Origin of the sequence: Pseudomonas sp. WS 5411 (assembly GCF_012985595.1) — a bacterium.
Lineage (GTDB): Bacteria > Pseudomonadota > Gammaproteobacteria > Pseudomonadales > Pseudomonadaceae > Aquipseudomonas > Aquipseudomonas shahriarae.
Map to the genome: position 1 here is coordinate 276600 of NZ_JAARMC010000001.1, position 18240 is coordinate 294839.

Genomic DNA, 18240 nt, shown 5'->3' on the forward strand with positions numbered 1-18240 from the left:
GATTACGCCGAACGTTGCGCGCCAAGACCGTCCTGGGTCGGCTGCAGCTTGAACACGTAGAACAGCACGGTCAGGAATACCAGGAACACCGGGCCCACATACAGCGCCACGCGGGTATCCGGGAAGTAAGCCATCAGGCCCACCACCAGTACCAGGAACGCCAGGGCCAGGTACGAACTGACCGGGTACAGCCACATGCGGTACTTCAGGGCCTTCTGTTCGGCCGGGCTCAGGCTCTTACGGAACTTGAGCTGGGCCAGCAGGATCATCACCCAGGTCCAGATCGCACCGAAGGTGGCGATGGAGGTGACCCATACGAAGACCTTGTCCGGTACCAGGTAGTTGGCCAACACCCCCAGCAGCAGGGCGAAGATCGACAACAGCAGGGCCTTGCGCGGCACGCCGTTGCTGGAGGTGGTACCGAAGGTCGCCGGGGCCTGGCCGTTCTGCGCCAGGCTGTAGAGCATGCGCCCGGTGCTGAAAATCCCGCCGTTGCACGACGACAGCGCGGCGGTGATCACCACGAAGTTGATGATGCCGGCAGCCGTCTTGATGCCAAGACGCTCGAAGGTCATCACAAACGGGCTGCCCTGGGTGCCGATTTCATTCCACGGGTAGATCGACAGGATCACGAACAACGCACCGACGTAGAACAACAGAATGCGCCAGAACACCGAGCCGATGGCATTGGGGATGGTCTTCTGCGGGTTCTTCGCTTCACCGGCGGTCAGGCCGATCATTTCCACGCCGAGGTAGGCGAACATCACCATCTGCAGGGACATCAACACGCCCTGCACGCCATTGGGCATAAAGCCGCCGTGGGCCCACAGGTTGGAAATCCCCAGCGCCACGCCGTCGTTGCCGAAACCAAAGGCAATGATGCCGACACCGCCGATAACCATGGCAATGATGGTGACGATCTTGATCAGGGCGAACCAGAACTCGAACTCACCGAAGGCTTTTACTGCGATCAGGTTGATCGTGCCCATGCTGATCAGAGCCGCCAGGGCCCAGATCCAGCGCGGCGTATCGGGGAACCACACGCCCATATACACGGCAACGGCGGTGATTTCCGCAACGCAGGTCACCAGCCAGAGGAACCAGTAGTTCCAGCCGGTAAGAAAGCCCGCCAACGGGCCGAGGTAATCCTGGGCATAACGGCTGAAGGAACCGGCCACCGGGTTATGTACGGCCATCTCACCGAGGGCGCGCATGATCACCAGGATCGCCAGGCCACCAATGATGTAGGACAGCATGATTGCCGGGCCGGCCATCTCGATGGCCTTGGCCGAACCGAGGAACAGACCGACACCGATACAGGCGCCGAGCGCCATCAAGCGAATATGCCGTTCGCCGAGTTCGCGTTTGAGCGGACCGCCTTGAGCGGTCTCGCCATGGGGCAGATGGTTGCCAACAGGCATAGGGGTACAACCTCATTTTGTTATTGGATATGAACCACCGAGTGTCCGGCATCACGGCGGATCGCCACGACGCCCTCCTGCCAGGCTGCCTTTTGGGCAAACCTGCCTGGCCCTAGAATCCGGGCCCGCTCAGCGGGGGTGCAGTATAAAAAGCCATGAGCAGGGCTTTTCACTCAATAAACAGCAAGATTCAGCGAGAACTCTCGGCAAAAGCGCCTTTTACGGAGGAGCATCACCTGGGCAATGTAGGAATTGCCTTCATTAAACGGCGGCGAGTATTGCACAAGGATGGTGCACAGTCATGCCCCTACCTTTGGCGGATTTACCTGTGGGGATGGCTCTAGGACGGGCCTTCCCTGCGGTGTGCTGGCGCGGGGGCTTGTCCCCTTGCCTGACCACCGCTCGCGGTGTTTGCAGACATTCAGAGGGCTGGCTGTAAACAACGGATATGCACACCTACCCAAACACCAGCGCAGGAGAGATAGGTAGATCCCCCCGTACCCCGCCATGTGCATTCGGCAAAAATCCCACACTCCACACAAATCCTTCCCACACGCCAACCAGCGTCTAAGCTTCAGACAAGTCCGATCAATCTGCGTGAATGGATCAATCGACTATGGGTGCTTTGTGGCAAACCAATTCGACCAAGGCTGCGGTGCCAACTGCCAGCACGGATGAACAGCCACCGCCCCAAAAGCCCCGCAAACGACGCTATGCCTGGCGTATGTTGTGGTTGTTGCTGGTAATGGGCCTGATCGCGCTGGGGTTTGCCGCTTCCCGGGAAGTGCGCACATCCAAGTGGCAGGCGCGGGAGTTCAGTCGCCTGGCGGCAACCCTGACCTATAGCGTGCAGCCTGGCCCCAGCGATGCCATCGTCTACCCCGGTGCCGGCCCGTTCGATCAGCGCCTGGGCTACAGCGCCCTGGGTGACTTCTTACCCAGGCTGCTCAAGCGCGATTACCTGATCCAGTCCCAGGCGCGCTTCTCCGACGCGCTGATGAACTACACCCGCCACGGCCTGTTCGTGCCCTATGCCGAGAAAGTCCAGGCGGGCTTGTCGATCACCGATTGCCGTGGCACCGCGCTGTACCAGTTCAGCTACCCGCAGCAGCTCTACCCTTCCTTTGCCGACATCCCGCCACTGGTGGTCAACAGCCTGCTGTTTATCGAAAACCGCGAGTTGCTCAACCCCGACCTGCCCCAGGCCAACCCCGCCGTGGACTGGCCGCGCTTTGCCAAGGCCGCCTGGTCCCAGGTCGCCAAAGTGTTGCACTTGCCCGGCCAGACGGCGGGCGGCAGTACCCTCGCCACGCAATTGGAAAAGTACCGCCACTCCCCCGACGGGCTGACCCTGTCCGGCGGCGAAAAAATTCGTCAGATGATTTCCGCCAGTGTGCGCACTTATCAGAATGGTCCGCAGACACTGAAGGCACGGCAAAACCTCGTGCGCGATTACCTCAACAGCGTGCCGTTGTCGGCAGTGCCGGGGCATGGCGAAGTGCATGGCATGGCCGAGGGCCTGCGGGTGTGGTACGGCGCGGACTTCAACCAGACCAACGCCCTGCTCGCCGGCAGCGACCCGCAAACCCTGGCGCAAAAAGGCCTGGCCCTGCGTGAAGTGCTGTCGCTGATGATTGCCCAGCGCCGCCCGTCCCATTACCTGACCAAGGGCCGCGATGAGCTGGCTCAGCTCACCGACAGCCATATCCGCCTGCTGGCCCAGAACGGCGTGATCGAACCGGCACTGTCCACGGCGGCCCTGGCCAGTCAGGTCAACTACCGGGACTGGCAGCAGCAACCCACCCTCCGGCCAATCGAAACCAACAAAGGCATCAGCGTCGCCCGTAGCCGCCTGGCCGCCCTGCTCAACCGTCCGCTGTACGACCTGGACCGCCTCGACCTGGCCGCCACCAGTACCCTGCAAAGCGATCTGCAAACCCAGGCCACCGAGTACCTCAAGCGCCTGGCAGACCCGAGCGTCGCCGGCCAACTCGGCCTGCTCGGCCCGCGCCTGCTGACCGCGGCCAGCACCGCTCAGGTGCGCTACAGCTTCAACCTCTACGAAATGACACCCGACGGCGCCCGGGTGCGGGTGCAAACCGACAACACCGACCAACCCTTCGATATCAACGAGAGCAGCAAGTTGGAACTGGGCTCCACCGCCAAGCTGCGGGTGCTCACCACCTACCTGCAAATCATCGGCGAGCTGCACGAGCGCTATGCCGGGCAGACGCCCGCCGCGCTGAAAAAAGTCGTGTTCGACGAGCAGGACCGCCTGTCCCGCTGGGCCGTGGATTACCTGGTGCAAAACAGCGACCGGAGCCTGGCGAACATGCTCGACGCGGCCCTCGACCGGCAGTACTCCGCCAGCCCCGGCGAACGTTTTTTTACCGGCGGCGGCCTGCATCACTTCAATAACTTTCGCAACGAAGACAATGGCCGCAACCCGACCCTGCGTGATGCCCTGCGCGAATCCATCAACCTGCCGTTTATCCGGCTGATGCGTGACCTGGTGCGCTACAGCACCTACCAGGCACCGGGCAACAGCGCCCAGTTGCTCAAGGACGACAACGACCCGCGCCGCCAGGAATACCTGGCCCAGTTTGCCGACCGCGAGGGCAAGACCTTTTTGCTGCGGTTCTGGAAAAAGTACCGCAACAAGGACACCCAGGCCCGGCTAGCGACTTTTCTCGACAGCATTCACCCCACCGCCATTCGCCTGGCCGCCGTGCACCGGTACCTCTTGCCCCAGGCCAGCCAGCAGAGCTTCAACAGCTTTGTGCGCTCCCATCTGACCGGCACCAAGGCCGCAGAAAAACTCACCGATGCGCGCCTGGAAAAGCTCTATCAAGACTACGGCCCCGGCGCCTATGACCTGCCGGACCAGGGTTACATCGCCAAGGTCCACCCACTGGACTTGTGGCTGCTTGGCTACCTGCTGAACACCCCCGACGCCACCTTCACCCAGGCCGTCGCCGCCAGCCAGTACGAGCGCCAGGAAGTCTATGGCTGGCTGTTCAAGAGCCGCCACAAAAGCGCCCGGGACAGCCGTATCCGCACCATGCTGGAGATTGAGGCGTTCCTCGATATTCATCAGCGCTGGCAGGCGGTTGGCTATCCCTTCGACCACCTGGTGCCGTCCCTGGCCACCGCCATCGGCAGCTCCGGTGACCGCCCGGCAGCCTTGGCGGAACTGGTGGGGACGATCCTGAACGATGGGGTACGTGAACCGACGCTGCGGATCGACAGCCTGCACTTCGCCCCGGGCACGCCCTATGAAACCCGGCTGGTGAACCACCCCGATAAAGGCAAGCGGGTGATGCCCAGCGAAGTCGCCACAGCCCTACGGAGTGCGCTGTCCCAGGTGGTGGACGCGGGCACCGCAAAAAGGCTGTCGGGCAGCTTCAAGTTGGCCGACGGCACGCCACTGGCCATGGGCGGCAAGACCGGCACCGGGGATAATCGCATCGAAGCCATTGGCGCCGGCGGGCGCGTCCTCAGTTCCAAGGCAATCAACCGCACGGCGACGTTTGTGTTCTATATCGGCGACCGGCATTTCGGTACCTTGACCGCCTTTGTCCCCGGCAACGGTGCGCAGAATTTCACGTTTACCTCAGCGCTGCCGGTACAGGTGCTCAAGGGCATGGCACCGGTGCTGACGCCCTATTTGCAGCCCGCTGGCCACACCTTGTGCCGCGCGCCCTAGCCGTTGATCTCGACGACTCTCTCGGAGCTGCCTTCCACCAGGAAAAACCGGTAGGTCCGCCCGGCCTGTTTTTCAAAGCTGAACACCCGCCCCGGGAAGATATGGTTCTTGGTCACAGGGGCGCAGTCCGTGCGATCCGCTACCGAACAGTCCTTGAACTCATCCACCACCACGACGGTGTTGCCGGCGTTGCGCAGGGTGTAGGTGCGGCCACCGTTTTCGGTGCGGGTATCGAAACGGCTGTGCTCGGGCCGCACAAAGAACACCGTGCCGTACCCCGACATCACCCGCACACCTGCCGTCAATGAGGCCTCATACGCCGCGCGGTCCTCGTCGTTGACGCCAAAGTCATCGTCCTTTTCCGGCGCCACGGGCAAGTAGCGCACCCGGAAGTAACGCTCCCGGTCCCGCTCGCCCATAAACAGGAAGCGCGTGCTTTGCATCGCATTGGCCGGCACGATCAAGCGTGCCGGGCTGGCCATCAGGCCATCGCGCACCATGCCGTCGCCTTGGCTTTTGAGCGGTACTTCGTCGTAGCTGCCATCGGGTTTGTAGAGCATTTCGGTGACATTGATCTTGACGAACGCGGTGCTGGTGCCGCCATTGAACACGCGCTTGAGATAAGTGTTTTTGTCGCCATTCAAGTAATCGTAAAAATCCCCGACATTGATGGCCGGCCCGGCATAGGCATTGAAGGACCACAGCCACGCGCCCAGTACTGCATAAACGTATTTCATAACCACCTCTTACGGTCGCAACGCGTCGAATATCAGGTTAACGCTGCCGAAATAGTCGCCCGGCACGTAGCCGTCCTCTGGCTCGACGGCAGCAATGTCCAACAGCACTCGCTTGCCGACCCGCGCTTGATCGGCGGGCACCACCAGGGTGTCCGTCAGGTCCAGCGCCTGGCCGTTGAAGGACACGTTCAACAGGATCAGGCGCCGGCCGTTGGACAGCACCGGCAGATCGCCCAGGCGCGCGACAATCCCGCCGGCGCTGTTTTTCACGTCGAAGTGTTCGCGCAACGGCTTGAGCGTGCGGGTCACCAGGTTCCACGCCATTTCTTGCTCACGCTCCAAAAACACCGGGTTGATCGGCAGCACATAAAAGTCGGCGGTGGGAATGGTGACGGAGACCTCGAACACCTGCTCTTCACGGATCGCGTGGGCCTGGGTACTGAGCAACGTGACAACCACCAGTAACAGTGCTGCCAACACGACTTTGCAGCCTCTGCATGGGCGGTGCCCGTGCCTATGTGCTCTTTCAATGACCATTAGCCTTTGACCTCATATGGTTTTTTCTCGCTGCCCTCGACCAGAGTGAAGCGATACGTACGCCCTGCCTGCTTGGGGAAGCTGAAGGCACGGCCCGGCAGGATGTGGTTCTTGGTGACGGGCAAACATTCCTGGGCACCGTCGCTGGCGCAGTCCTTGAACTGGTCGACCACAACCACGCTGTTGCCATCGTTATGCATCCCGTACTCAGTGGGCTGATCGTCGATACGGGTGGCAAAGCGCGTGACCTTGGGCCGCACGAAAAACACTGTGCCAAACCCCGCCAGTACCGTGACGCCGGCCGAGAGGTTGGTTTTATAGGCCTCGCGCTCGTCGCTGGAGACGGCAAAATCGTCCTCCGGCTCCGGCATCACCGGCACAAAACGCACGCGGAAATAGCGCTCTTTGTCGCGCTCGCCCAGGTACAGCAAACGTGTGCCTTGCATGCCATCGGCAGGGACGATCAGGCGTGCCGGGGTGGCCATCAAGCCGTCGCGGGCGGTGTTCTCGAGGTTACTCTTGAGCTCCACTTCCTCGGAGGTGCCGTCGGCGTTGTAGAGGATCTCCATCACCGAGACTTTGATAAATGCCGTGCTGTCACCGCCGTTGAAAACCCGTTTGAGGTAGGTACTTTTATCGCCGTCCAGGTAGTCATAGAACACCCCGACATTGATGTTGGGAGCGGCCGGTGCCGAGATCGGCAACCAGCACAGCGCACACAGCGCCAACAGATGTTTCATCTTCATCAGTCTCATTTAAAGTTCCGAGTCCCAGACCACCGTGACCTGGCCCGAGTAAGTGCTGCCACCGCGCTCGAGCATCTGGTCGGCGTGGTCTTTCTTGACCTCGAAGTGCAACGTGCCGGGCCGCCTGTTGACGTAGAAGCCCGGATTGAACTGCTCGGTACCGGCGCCGCTGAGCAGCAGCGGCTGGCGAATCACGGCGCTGCCGTCCGCCCGGTTCAGGCCATGGGGCAGGCTCACGCTGACGTCCAGCGGCACCTCGTGGCCGTCGGTGGTGTTCTTCAAGGCACAGGTGTCGCCGATAGACCGCTCACAGCTCATCTGCATCTTGAAACGCGACGAGGCAGAAATGCTGAAGGTCTGGTCGCGAAACAGACGCGCAGGTTTGCGGCCCTGATTCAGCCAGGCTTGCCAGCCGCCTTGGGGTACCAGCTCGATACGGTTGCCGTTGGGGGGAACTTCGACTTTGAGGTCATGTTGCACCGCCAGGGTGAAATTCAGAGTCAGCGTAGGGCTGCTGGGCATCATCACGTCGCCCAAATCGAAGTCCTTGCCGGGCCCTACGGTGTATTGATGACTACCGATGTACTCCCCTGAAGACATGCCCAATGGGTTGGGCGTGATGAGTTCATAGGCAAACTCCAGGCTGTTTAAGCGCATGGTGGGAATGTCGAACCTGGCCTGTCTGGCACATAGAGAGCCGACGGGTGTTCGCCAGAAAAACCCATAGGTTATCGTCCCATAAAGGCTCACCCCGGTGCCCAGGCAGGTACGCGGCGGGTACACCCAACTGGAGCCGGTCCACATTCTCTGATGAGCCTGCAAAGGGGTCACGCCCCCTCCGACCAGGCTAATCAGGTTGGGAATGGAATATGTCGAACCGACCCCCATGATCCGTACCTTTAACGTCTCGGTCTCCTGAGTCTGCCGATGCACCACGGTCAGATCCTGCCACTCCGTTGGGACCTTAAACATTGCGCCTTGCCGTTGATCCGTATGAAACGCAGAGATTTGCGTCACGGACTCAGCCGAAATAGCAGCCCTGAGGCTGAATATGTTCAAGGACTTACACTGGGCAGGGAATGACACACAGTAACCAACACTGGGCGTTTTGTTCTCGAACTTGTTCAAGTGCGGCTGTGCAGGGTCCGGCCGAAACTCAGCATGAATGCTCATCTCCACAGCGATTGCAGGCATTGCCAGCGACGCCAGTAACACGCTGGCCGCCACCTGCGAGCCACGCCCTAGCCACTTCGCTACATTCATGCCGCTACCACTGACGGCCTCTATCTGACGGCAGCTCATATTTGTGAATCCCAGACCACTGAGACCTGGCCCGTGTAGGTGCTACCGCCTCGACTGAGCATCTGCTCGGCGTAATCTTTCTTGACCTCGAAGTGCAGGGTGCCGGGCCGCCTGTTGACGTAGAAGCCCGGATTGAACTGCTCGGTGCCGGCGCCGCTGAGCAGCAGCGGCTGGCGATTCACCGCGCTGCCGTCTTCACGGTTCAGGCCATGGGGCAGGCTGACGCTGACGTCCAGCGGCACTTCATGACCGTCCGTGGTGTTTTTCAAGGCGCAGGTGTCCCCTACGACCTGATCGCAGGCCATCTGCATCTTGAAGCGCGACGAGGCGGAAATATTGAACGTCTGGTCACGGAACAACCGTGCCGGCTTGCGCCCCTGGTTCACCCAGCCTTGCCAGCCGCCCTGGGGCACCAGTTCGACACGGTTACCGCCCGGGGGGACGTCCACCTGGAGCTGGTGTTGCACTTCCAGGGCGAAATTGAAGGTCAGTTGGTTGTCCGACGGAATCAGCACATCGCCGAAGTCATAATCTCCCCCAGGCCCCATGGTGTAGGTGAGGCTGCCAGAGTATTCACCGCTGGACATGCCTAGCGGATTGGGGGTTTTAAGCTCATAGGCATACTCGAGTTGGAACAGGCGCAACCTGGGAATATCCAGCGAGGGCTTGCGACCACAGGCGCCTGCTCCTTCAGGGACCAACCAGAAATACGTGGCAGAGGCATTGGTAAACTTAAGGTGACCAGTACTTCGGCACGGGCTCGGAGCGTTTTGCCATTGCGCATGCCATGCGCGTCCAGGTTGCGCCCAAGCCGCCACCCCCGGCGGATTGGCCGCAGTCCAGACGCCACCTAGCCCGGCAATACGCATCTTTACGGTCTCGACTTCCCCGGTTCTGTTATGCGTCACCAGCACATCTCGCCACTCGGATGGCACTTTTACGTAATAGCCCTGGCGGTCATTCTCATGGTTGGCCAGGATCGGCCCGTTGGATAACGCCTCAAAGTTCCACTCCCGCAGGCTGAAGATATTCAACGCCTTGCACTGGTTTGGAATGTGAGACTCGCAAATAGAACTGATAGGCGTTGTATTACGAAACTGGTTCACAAACGGATTGCCGGGGTCCGGCGTAAACACGGCCGTGATGTCCTGGGTCAGCGCCACCGCCGTCGAACTGAACAACAACGTAGCGCCTACTCCTCCCAACTGGCAGATCAAAGTTCTGATGCGTTTCATGGTGGTCGGTAATCTCGTCATGCCACTCAACCTGCGGTCTGCTGGGTAAAGGTGGAGTCGGCCAGGGTGTCCGGCGTGCAGCGCAAATCCCCAATCATCAGCACGTCGTTTTCACTGTGCGCATTGGCGGTATCCAGGCGGAACTGGCACAGCAGCTGGTTGTTACGCCGCACCTCGAGGGTCGGCGAGCTGGCGTTCATTTCCAGGGAGAAAAACCCATCGACCTCGCTCACCCCACGGCTGGCGTGGTTGAGAATGTGGTGGCCCTTGAGCGGTTTGCCCTGGGGGTCCACCAGGCGCCCGAGCACGGTGACGGTGCGCATCACGCTGATCTTGCGATAGTCCACGCCGCCCTTGTTCAGGTGGTACGCCGTGCGCGGTGGCTGGATATTGGCCGCAGGTGCGTGGTTGCCGTCGAAGTCGAAGCTGACCGAACTGCCCTTGTAGGCGGCGATTGGGATGAAGTTGCGCCCAGGTCGCAAGATGGTGCTGCCGCCACTCAAGTCATCGGCCCGCAGGACGATGTCGTCCACATCGCTTTCAACGTCGACAATCATCCCCGAACCGCTGCCGGCATACTGGCTGGTGAGCACCATCCGCTGCCCGCCGACGGCAAAGGTGCTGTCCAGGTTGAGGCCACCGGTCAGGTCGTTATTGAACGATGAGCGCTGCACAAAACCGTCGCCATTGACCGCATCGGTCTGGAAGCTGGCCATGCCGGACAGCCCGACGCCGTAGGTGTCAACCAGGGCGGTGGCCGAAACACTTTGCAGAACATGATCCTGCAGGTCGCGGCGATAGCTCAGCGAGCCGTTGTTGTCGCGGCCACCGTCACGGGAGGTGCGTGTACCGATGCTGGCCGACCATTGTTCGCCCGGGCTGCCAAGGGCCAGGCTGACGCTCAGGTCGACCCCGCGATTGCGCTTGTCGCCGGTGCTGGAGCTGGCAGGACGGTCGAACAGCGACAGTCGCCAGTTGGCGTCATTGCCAAACAGGTGAGCCCGTTCGGTCCAGCCCAGGTCCAGCCCCAGACCTTGAACGTTGCCTTCGCTATAAGCCAACCGGGCGTTGATGGAACGCAGGTTACTCAGGCGATGGTTCACTGACAGCGACGACTGGCTGGTCTGGCCGACAAAGATATCGCGCTGGCGAATGCGGGTGCCGTCGGGCAGGGTTTCGTAGGTGTTGCGGTTATCCAGCCAACTGCGGGTGTGGTTGAGCACCACACTGCCCAGCCCGTAGTTGTAGAGGCTGTTGAAGTCGACGCCGGTGCCGTAACTATCGGTCTGGTAGATGTTGGCGTAGAGACTGGCGTTATTGGCCAGGGACCAGTCGACGGACGTGCCGTACTGCATGTTGTCCTTGACCTGGCGCCCGGACAACCCCAGTACCACTCGAGGGTGAGCCAGATAGTTGAGGGAGGCACCGGCGGTCAGGTCGCCACTGGGTTGCTCGTCCCAGTTGCTGAGCAGTTTGCTTTCTTGCCCGGCAAAGACGTTGTAGCGCCAGCGGTTATCGAGGTTGCGCCAGTTATTGGGCTTGTACACCAACTCCTGGGTGGTGCTGGTGATCTGGCCGTCTTCCACCAGGCGCACTTCCACCTCGTAGATGCCGCCGGGCAAGGGCCGTGTGTCCAGGCTCTGCAAGCCCGTGGTAACGGCCTGGGTGTTGATCAACAGCCCGTTGCGGTAAATCTCGACCGAGGCCTGGCGATTGGCCGTGACGTAAATGGGGTAGATGCTCGGCTTGGGATTGCTGATCATCAGGCTGTCGGAGCTGCCGTACATCACGCCCACGGCGGTGTCGGGGCTCGCGCCGAACGTACGCAGTTGCCGGGTCAGGCCTTCGGCGTTAGGCGTGAAATAGCCCAGGCGCAGGAACTCACCGTGCAGTTCACGCTGGGAGTACAACGAGTACACGGCGTGGTTGAGGGCATCGTCATCCGGGCCGCCCAAGCGCGAGAACTGCATGTTCAGCACCTGGTTCCAATTGCCCAGGCTGCCGCTGGCATCCAGCCCCAGGCGTCCGCCCAGGTCCTGGCCCTGGCCGCCACTGATATTCAGCTGGTTACGCACGATCAGGCCCGTGCTGCCGCCCGTGGGCAGGGAGTAGTACTTCGATTCTTGCCCTTCACGCTCGGCATTCTCGGTGAGCAATGTGAGCAGGGACTTTTCCAGGTTGTAGTGCACCGCCAGCAACTGATCCGGGCAGCTACTTTCGCAGGCCCCCAACGGCACACCCTGCTTGAGGTAGTCACCCCAGCGGTCGCGCTCGATATCCTTGATCACACTGCCTTCATGGTCAGTGAAATCCAGCAGGGTCAGGCGGTCGTCGCGGGTGAGGACAATCATCGCCTCAGAGACGAACTCCTCATCCAGTTCGACCCGTACCGCCAACGGCACATCAAAAAAATGCTCCTCGAAGTCAGCCGGTAAACCCTTGGCCTGGGACAGCAAACTTCTTGGGGTTGTGCCAGTTGCCGCGTCAGCTGCAAACGCCCCCGTACAAAACAACAAGGCGAGCGCTGCCGCGATGAAAATCATCGGGAACATGAACGGATACTCTGATTACGCACAGGGAATACTTGAATACCGATCAACCGACAGCGACTGCCTGTCGATCGGTAGGGCTAAGCAATAAGCCGATGCTTACTGATCAACAGGTCGCCTTTACGGCGCAACGCGTGGCTCGTGATCGAACACCACGGTGTAGTTGGTGGTGAACAGGCCTGCGTCGGTGTCGGCTGGCTTGGCGGCCACAACCACCATATCGGCCTGGGTGCCCGGGGTGGAGCTGGCGTCATCCACGACTTCCAGTGGCGAACCGGTCAGGGTCACGCCGTTGAAGGAAGTGGTCAGGGGGATGGAGGACGTGCCGTTGCTCAGGGATGCCGGGCCGCCTTCGATGTAGGCCTTGATCGAACCGTCAGTATTTTTTACCGCGTAGGTGGCACGGATCTGGCTCAATTGGCCAGTGACGGTGTTGTAGGACATGGTTTCATCCTTACCGAAATCCGGATCCAACGGCTGGGCGTGGAACTGTTTGGTAGGAATGGTTGCCTTGATGTTGATGACACTGGTGGCTTCACCGGCAGCAAACACGCTGGAAGAGCCGATAGCCAACAAGACCAGTGGCAGGACGAAAGCAGTTTTTTTCAGCATCGTTAAATACCTGTTGTCACTTTAAGTAAGTTAAAGATTCGACTCGATCGAAACTTCATGACGCGCCACAAGCCCAACTCCAAGTTGAGTCCTAAGACGCAAGTAAATTATCTGCCGATTCCAACTTCAGGTAAGCCAGCCATTTCCGTGTAGCGCGTAGTTATCAAACCCTCTATGCAGGCAGAAAAAATCCTGAAAACTCAATAAGTCACGTATTACCTGTCATCCCGGTAATACATGCAACATTAGTTCGGCTTACCTATATAAGACATCGTTCCGTAAGAAATGGAGTACACGAATAGCTATAGCTAAGCAGAACTTACTTTAGAGCAAAAACTCCACAACTCTATTTAAACCGACCATTTATAAATCAGCCTGTGGTGCCGGTGATAGCACCCGGGGTTGGCGCCCTACCGTTCGTCAGAAGGCATTGCTCGATCCATAAGATATATCTTACGTTATGTCTTAGACACCCACAGAGAGCATGACAATGAGAGACCATCATTCCCACCGTGAACCCGGTGACGGCCGCGACGGCTTCGAGAAACGCCCAGGCCGCGAGCGCGGTGGCCGGGGGCCCCGGGTCTTTGCCCCGGGCGATCTGAAAATCCTTCTGCCGGCGCTGATCGCCGAACAGCCGTGCCATGGCTACGACCTGATCCGCCAGATCGAAGGGTTGTTCGACGGCGCCTATAGCCCCAGCCCCGGGGTGATCTACCCCACCCTGACCTTCCTCGAAGAAAGCGAGTTGATCAGTGGCGACGCCGAGGGCGGGAAAAAACGCTACACAATCACCGACGCCGGACGTCTCTTCTTGAGTGAACAGAAAATTGCCCTGGACGGTGTGCGCATGCGCATCGACGTGAGCAAGCGTTCGCTGCGCGGCCACGACCGGCCACCCGAGGTCCACGAGGCGGTGCACAACCTGCGCCATGCCTTGCAACTGCACCACGGGCGCTGGAGCCCGGAAGAAATCACGCGTGTTGCGGGGCTGCTCAACAGCACCGCCCAAGCCATTGTGGATGGCCCGGCCGTCCAACCTGTACAGGGGAAAAGTGAATGAACAAGCCCGTCATCCACCGCGTCACCCACGAGATCAAACGCCGCTGCCTGCAGGTATTGCGGGTGGTCGATATCACCCCGCGCATGCGCCGCATCACCCTGGGTGGCGAGCAACTGGCCGGGTTTATCAGCCTGGGCAGCGATGACCATATCAAGCTGCTGTTTCCGCAGAACGCCGCCGAACTGGCCGCGCTGCAAAGCCCGACCTTCACCATCAAGGGCGAGGGCCCACAACCGGCGATGCGCGACTACACGCCACGGCGTTTCGACCTGGCCATCGGGGAGTTGGATATCGACTTTGTGCTGCACGGCGACGGCCCGGCGTCGACCTGGGCCGAGCAGGCTGCCGTCGGCCAACATCTGTACATCGGTGGGCCACGGGGCTCGATGATCGTGCCGGATATCTTCGACAGCTACCTGCTGATCGGCGACGAAACCGCAATCCCGGCCATTGCCCGGCGCCTGGAAGAACTGCCGGCGGGGCGCAAGGTGCTGGCAGTGATTGAAATTGCCGATGAGCACGAAAAGCAGACGCTCGACAGTGCGGCGGATGTGGAAGTGATCTGGGTGATGCGCGGGGTCGATGACCTGCTGGCCACGGTGGAGCACCTGCAGCCACCGGCCGGGGCGCTGTATGCCTGGGTGGCTACCGAGACCAAGCTGTCACGCCAGGTTCGGCGGGTGCTGCTGGATAAGCACCAGCTCAACGACGAGTTCGTCAAGGCCGTGGGCTACTGGCGAGCCCAGGGCAGCGACGAAGAGTAGGACTCACTCGGTCAAAATGTGGGAGCGGGCTTGCCCGCGATTGCGCTGTATCAGTCGGCACATTTGCTACTGATCCACTGCAATCGCGGGCAAGCCCGCTCCCACATTAGTCCTTCGTTACCTTGGGGATCTTGTCCAGCCCCACTATCGCCAACGCCACCGCCACAAACCCCAGCAATATCCCCCCCGCATTCATAAACACCTGTGGATATCCCAAGGTGTCGACATCAATAAACGGGTATTGATACTGCCCCAGCATATGCCCGCGCAGCAGCACGTACACGAAATACAGCAGCGGGTAGATCGCCCAATAGCCGATGTGCCTGAGGCGCAACGTCCCCTTGGGCACACACCGCCACCAATACCCCAGGAACAGCAGCGGCATCACATCGTGGAGCAATTCGTCGGCGATAAACTGCCAGCCCTCGGGGCTCCACAAATGCCGCAGCAGCAGGCTATACGCCAGGCCCACCACGACGATACTCACCGCTATCCCGCTGCTGACCGCAGGCTGCAGGAAAAAGCGGCGCCCGGCTGAAGGGCGATTCACCAGTGCATAACTGAGCACCACCGCCGCCAGGGTGTTGGTCAGCACCGTGAAGAAGCTGAAGAAACTCACCAACCCACCCAACAGGCTGGCATCGGCCATCCAGCGTGAGTAGAGGACCAGGTACTGCTGGATCGCCAGGCCCGCCCAGCCGGCCAGCGCCGCTGACGCGATAAAGCGCTTCATGGGATCAGTCCAGCGGGCGTTTGGTGCGCATCAGCTTGACGTACAGGCCTTCGACTTTCTCCCGCGCCCACGGGGTCTTGCGCAAAAAGGTGAGGCTGGACTTGATGCTCGGGTCGTTCTTGAAGCAGCGGATATCAATGCGCTCGGCCAGGCCTTCCCATTCGTAATGCGCCACCAGTGCAGTGAGCACCTGTTCCAGGGTAACGCCGTGCAGGGGGTTGTTATTCGATGCGGTCATGCCGGGCCTTTGCCAAGTAAATAAAGAGGAAGCCGCGCACCTTAGCCGAGAGGCCAGGCAGGCGGAAGCACCGTGTTCACTATAGCCGTTGAAAAAGTTCCGCTTCCCGGACGAAAAAGAGATGTTATATTGTAACCATTCATATCAAACCTTCTCTGCTTTGCCAAGGAACCCCCGATGTCCCTCTCCCCTCTCTGGCGCCTGACGCCGCTGGCCGCCGCCCTGCTGATCGGCACCCAGGCCCACGCCCTGGAACTGCAACCCCAAATCATCACCGGCAACCCGCTGGGCAGCCAACAACTGGCCTCGCCCACCACGGTGCTGGAAGGCGATGACCTGACCCTGCAACAAAAAGGCAGCCTTGGCGAAACCCTGAACAAGCAGCCGGGGGTGTCGTCGTCGTACTTTGGCCCTGGCGCCAGCCGCCCGATCATCCGTGGCCAGGATGGCGACCGCATCCGCATCCTGCGCAACGGCGTCGGCGCGCTGGATGCCTCGTCGTTGTCTTATGACCATGCGGTGCCGCTGGACCCGGTCAATGTCGAGCGCATTGAGATCGTCCGTGGCCCGGCCGCCCTGCTCTACGGCGGCAGCGCCATCGGTGGCGTGGTCAATACCTTCGACAACCGCATCCCCACCGAAGCCATCGAAGGCATCCATGGCGCGGGCGAGTTGCGCTACGGCGGCGCCGACACCACCCGCAGCAGCGCCGGTAAGCTGGAAGCCGGCAACGGCAGCTTCGCCCTGCACCTGGATGCCAGCGCACGGCAATTCAACGACCTGAAAATCCCCGGTTACGCCCGCAGCCGCCATGCCCCGCAAAGTGAAAACGGCCCCGGCAAAAACGGCCGCCTGGGCAACAGCGATGGGCGTCAGGACAGTGGCGCAGTGGGCGGTTCCTACACCTGGGACGACGGTTACGCCGGGTTGTCCTACAGCAACTCCGACAGCAACTACGGCTCGCCCGCCGAACAGGATGTGCGCATCCGCATGCAGCAAGAGCATTACGCCTTTGCGTCCGAAATCCGCAACCTGCAAGGGCCGTTTACCTCGGTCAAACTCGACGCTGGCTACACCGATTACGAACACCGGGAAATCGAAGGCGGCGAAACCGGTACCACCTTTAAGAACAAGGGCTATGAGGCGCGCATCGAAGCACGGCACCAGCCGATGGGGCCTTTCGACGGCATCGTCGGTGCCCAGGTCAGCCGTAGCGAATTTTCCGCCCTGGGCGAGGAAGCCTTCGTACCGCAGACCGAGACCAATGCCGGCGCGCTGTTTATCCTCGAAGAAATGCAGGCCACCGAGCGCCTGAAACTGAGCCTGGGCGGGCGCCTGGAACACACCACTGTCGACCCGGACGGCAAGGGCAACGAGCGCTTTGCCAATGCCAACACCTCCAGCAGCTTCACCGCTGGCAGCCTGTCATCGGGCGCGGTGTATACCCTCACGCCCATCTGGTCGCTGGCCGCGACCCTGGGCTACACCGAGCGTGCGCCGACCTTCTACGAGCTGTACGCCAACGGCGCCCACGTCGCCACCGGCACTTATGAAGTGGGCGACGCCAAGTTGTCCAAGGAAAAAGCCGTGGCCAGCGACCTGGCCCTGCGCTTTGACAATGGCACGCACAAGGGCAGTTTTGGCGTGTTCTACAGCCACTTCTCCAACTACATCGGCCTGCTGAACAGCGGTCGCACCTTGAATGACGAAGGCGAAGAAGACGCCGACGGCATCCCGGAATACACCTACTCCGGCGTACGCGCACGTTTCGTTGGCTTCGAAGCCCAGGATCACTGGAAACTTGGCGAAAGCGCCTACGGCAAATTTGCCCTGGAACTGTCGGGCGACTACACCCGCGCCACCAACCTGGAGACCGGCGAAGCCCTGCCCCGTATTGCGCCGCTGCGCCTGAACAGTGGCCTGCTGTGGGAACTGGATCGCTGGCAGGCGCGCATTGATGTCGAGCATGCTGCTGGCCAGGGTCGGGTGCCGAACAACGAAAGCGGGACCGATGGCTACACCACATTGGGCGCCAGCGCCGGCTATCGCTTCAACCTGGGTGGCAGCCAGTGGCTGGCATTTGTTGACGGCGAGAACCTGACCAACCAGACCGTGCGCTATGCCAGCTCGATCCTGCGCGATATCGCACCGGCACCGGGGCGCAGCGTGCAGGTGGGCCTGCGCACGACCTTCTGACAGACAGGGATGTTCAACCTGTGGGAGCTATGTGTTGTCTAGCCAAACTCGTGCTGCAGACAAGCCCCCTTGTGGGAGCGGGCTTGCCCGCGATGGCGGTGGGTCAGCCAGCCTTTCCGGTGCTGACCCAACGCTATCGCAGGCAAGCCAGCTCCCACATCAAGTTGTGTGGTCTAGCCAAACCCGTGCTGTAAACGAGATCCCCTGTGGGAGCGGGCAAGCCAGCTCCCTCACTGCTTTGCGGTCTCTGCGCCGACTGTTACCAAATCCGAAATAATCCATCTTGCGATTAGCCCTTTCTCTCCCCGTGCCGGCGCTTTATCCTTGTCGGCAACAACCTGAAACGTTTCATCTGCCACCCAAAAACCTGATGCGCGCCCGCCCTGCCGGTCGCCGTTTGC

The 18240-nt window shown here is 60.7% G+C and carries 14 protein-coding genes; 4 read left to right on the forward strand and 10 right to left on the reverse strand.

All coding sequences use genetic code 11. From position 1 onward, the window contains the following. Positions 1 to 2: 2 nt before the first annotated feature. Positions 3 to 1421, reverse strand: coding sequence for an amino acid permease (locus HBR93_RS01280; protein ID WP_057958570.1), 1419 nt, complete (start codon positions 1419 to 1421; stop codon positions 3 to 5). A 616-nt stretch (positions 1422 to 2037) separates the two neighbouring features. Between HBR93_RS01280 and HBR93_RS01285 the strand changes: the two genes are divergently transcribed. Beyond that, the gene (locus HBR93_RS01285; RefSeq protein WP_169959715.1) at positions 2038 to 5127 is read left to right on the forward strand and encodes a transglycosylase domain-containing protein; all 3090 of its coding nucleotides are present in this window, start codon (positions 2038 to 2040) and stop codon (positions 5125 to 5127) included. Here the strand turns inward: HBR93_RS01285 and HBR93_RS26795 are convergent. From HBR93_RS26795 to HBR93_RS01315, 7 genes are all read right to left on the reverse strand, one after another. Beyond that, on the reverse strand, positions 5124 to 5864 hold the full coding sequence (locus HBR93_RS26795; protein ID WP_057438313.1) for a hypothetical protein: 741 nt from the start codon (positions 5862 to 5864) through the stop codon (positions 5124 to 5126). The two genes, HBR93_RS01285 and HBR93_RS26795, sit on opposite strands and share 4 nt — an antisense overlap. Positions 5865 to 5873: 9 nt before the next feature. Next, positions 5874 to 6344, reverse strand: coding sequence for a CS1 type fimbrial major subunit (locus HBR93_RS26800; protein WP_057438311.1), 471 nt, complete (start codon positions 6342 to 6344; stop codon positions 5874 to 5876). A 56-nt stretch (positions 6345 to 6400) separates the two neighbouring features. Beyond that, positions 6401 to 7141, reverse strand: coding sequence for a hypothetical protein (locus HBR93_RS01295; protein WP_057438396.1), 741 nt, complete (start codon positions 7139 to 7141; stop codon positions 6401 to 6403). 15 nt (positions 7142 to 7156) lie between these two features. Beyond that, positions 7157 to 7804 (reverse strand): hypothetical protein, encoded by a 648-nt coding sequence (locus HBR93_RS26855; protein WP_057438309.1) that lies wholly within the window; start codon positions 7802 to 7804, stop codon positions 7157 to 7159. 641 nt (positions 7805 to 8445) lie between these two features. Continuing rightward, the gene (locus tag HBR93_RS01305) at positions 8446 to 9705 is read right to left on the reverse strand and encodes a hypothetical protein (protein WP_225923819.1); all 1260 of its coding nucleotides are present in this window, start codon (positions 9703 to 9705) and stop codon (positions 8446 to 8448) included. A gap of 5 nt (positions 9706 to 9710) precedes the next feature. After that, the gene (locus tag HBR93_RS01310; RefSeq protein WP_169959716.1) at positions 9711 to 12236 is read right to left on the reverse strand and encodes a CS1-pili formation C-terminal domain-containing protein; all 2526 of its coding nucleotides are present in this window, start codon (positions 12234 to 12236) and stop codon (positions 9711 to 9713) included. A 117-nt stretch (positions 12237 to 12353) separates the two neighbouring features. Next, positions 12354 to 12845 carry a CS1 type fimbrial major subunit gene (locus HBR93_RS01315; protein WP_057438304.1) on the reverse strand — a complete coding sequence of 164 codons (492 nt, stop codon included), beginning with the start codon at positions 12843 to 12845 and terminating at the stop codon, positions 12354 to 12356. Between the two features lie 490 nt (positions 12846 to 13335). Between HBR93_RS01315 and HBR93_RS01320 the strand changes: the two genes are divergently transcribed. Next, entirely contained in the window at positions 13336 to 13908 is a 573-nt protein-coding gene (locus HBR93_RS01320; RefSeq protein ID WP_169959717.1) for a PadR family transcriptional regulator, read from the forward strand. Then, positions 13905 to 14672: a siderophore-interacting protein gene (locus HBR93_RS01325; RefSeq protein ID WP_169959718.1), complete on the forward strand. Its 768-nt coding sequence runs from the start codon at positions 13905 to 13907 to the stop codon at positions 14670 to 14672. Before HBR93_RS01320 ends, HBR93_RS01325 begins: the two co-directional genes overlap by 4 nt. Positions 14673 to 14778: 106 nt before the next feature. Here the strand turns inward: HBR93_RS01325 and HBR93_RS01330 are convergent, their stop codons facing one another. Both HBR93_RS01330 and HBR93_RS01335 read right to left on the reverse strand, forming a co-directional pair. Further along, positions 14779 to 15405, reverse strand: coding sequence for a Pr6Pr family membrane protein (locus HBR93_RS01330; RefSeq protein ID WP_115128923.1), 627 nt, complete (start codon positions 15403 to 15405; stop codon positions 14779 to 14781). Positions 15406 to 15409: 4 nt separating this feature from the next. After that, on the reverse strand, positions 15410 to 15643 hold the full coding sequence (locus HBR93_RS01335) for a VF530 family protein (RefSeq protein WP_057438302.1): 234 nt from the start codon (positions 15641 to 15643) through the stop codon (positions 15410 to 15412). A gap of 177 nt (positions 15644 to 15820) precedes the next feature. Between HBR93_RS01335 and HBR93_RS01340 the strand changes: the two genes are divergently transcribed. Next, positions 15821 to 17839 carry a TonB-dependent receptor gene (locus HBR93_RS01340; protein WP_057438300.1) on the forward strand — a complete coding sequence of 673 codons (2019 nt, stop codon included), beginning with the start codon at positions 15821 to 15823 and terminating at the stop codon, positions 17837 to 17839. Positions 17840 to 18240 lie beyond the last annotated feature (401 nt).